We start from the raw sequence: 1,724 nt of genomic DNA, 5'->3' as shown, positions 1-1,724 counted from the left end.
CCTTTTACCAATAGCCTATACTTTCCAGAAGGCAGATTGGTATAGGTAGCAGATGGAATATTAACATAATTCCAATCCTTTTCAAAGTTTTCTAATTTGTATGCGTATTTATTACGCTGGGGCTGGATGTAATTTAAGGTTACAAAATCGACGGTAAAAATATTCTGACCGGCAGAAAACGTGATGGATTTGGTAAAACTGATATCTTCATTCAACAGTTGATCGGAGCCTCCAATATGCACCGGCTTGTTAAATAGTTTCAAGCCCGAGAATACTGTTTTTGGCACAACGGTATTCTCCTTAATATCTCTTGGCGTAAAGGCTACCAGTCCGTTAAAACTCCCAAAGTATAACTTGCCATTTTTGTCCTTATAAGCGGAGTTTACATTGAACTCACTGGAAGGCAGACCATCGCTTGTATTGTAGTTTTTAAAGCTTCTCCGTCGTGGGTCAAGTTTGGTAAGTCCCCTGTCGCTGCTTATCCACAGGTTACCCTCATTATCGTCTAATAGATTGGTAATGTTATTGCTGGGCAGACCATTCTGTTTATTATAAGTAGTAAACGAAGCGGTTTCAGGATGGTATAAGCTCAAGCCTCCGCGCATCGTTCCGATCCAGATTTTCCCCTGACGGCTTTCTCTTATACAGGTAATCAGATTAGATTGAAGACTGTCTTTATTTTTGGCTTTTTTTCTGAATATCTTAAATTGTTTAGCTCCAGGGCTCAACAAGCTAAGTCCGCTGATTGTACCGACCCATAAGTTCCTTTTTGAATCCTGATATACGAACCTAATGTAATTACTGCTAATCCTTAAACCTTTTCCTGGTAGGTCGGTGATATGTGTAAATATTTGTTTTTGGGGATCAAAAACATCCAATCCTTGGGATGAAGTACCGAGCAGCAATCGTCCCTGATCATCTGCTGATATACTTGATATGTATCCATAACTCAGTGCATTTGGGTTTTTAGGATTTGGAGGATAATGTTTAAACTTACCCGTGGCCGGAACAAAAAGTTCTAAACCACCTTCATATAAACCAACCCAGATCCTACCCTGGCCATCTTTAAAAATAGCTTTGACGGTATTATGGCTTAAACTGCTCGGATCAAAAGGATCATTCACATAATTTTTAAAAAGACCCGTTTTCACATTATAACAGTTCAGTCCCTGCCCTTCTGTACCTACCCACAGATTCCCCTGGTCATCAGCCTCTATTGCACTGATAATATCACCGCTGATGCTATTTCTATATTTATTATACTTATATACGTCAAAAGTAATGCTATTGTGGTGGTTAACATTTATCCCCCCAAACATAGTACCTAACCATATAGACCCTTGTTCGTCTTTATAGATTTCTTTGATAGAGTTATCACTCAAACTTTTTCTGTTATCCGGATCATGCTTGTAGACTGTAAAATTGAGCGTTTCAGCGTTCAAAATATTGAGGCCGTTCATTGTTGCCACCCATATATTGCCATTATTATCGAGCATAAGCTTTCGGATACTGTTGTTGCTCAATCCTTTTGGATTTAGGGCATCGTATTTAAACCGAACAAATGAGCCTGATTCGGGAACAAAAAGATTTAATCCGCCTTTTTCCGTTCCAATCCAGATCCTGCCTTTACGATCTTCTACAATGGTTTTAACGAAATTATCACTAAGACTTTTCTGATCCTCGGGGCGATGATTAAAAGAAGTAATTTTGAATCTGCCCTTCTC

Annotated in this window: 1 protein-coding gene; it reads right to left on the bottom strand. The window is 39.0% G+C overall.

Features of this window, described 5'->3' with window-relative positions; translation table 11 throughout:
* Window positions 1-1,724: ligand-binding sensor domain-containing protein (locus tag AC1DND_RS27235; protein ID WP_477585898.1), on the bottom strand; the 1,724-nt coding region annotated here is incomplete at both ends.

Source organism: Pedobacter sp. 01N416 (assembly GCF_056399685.1).
The sequence above is the reverse complement of the archived record's forward strand: the minus strand, read 5'-3'. Positions and strand labels throughout refer to the sequence as shown.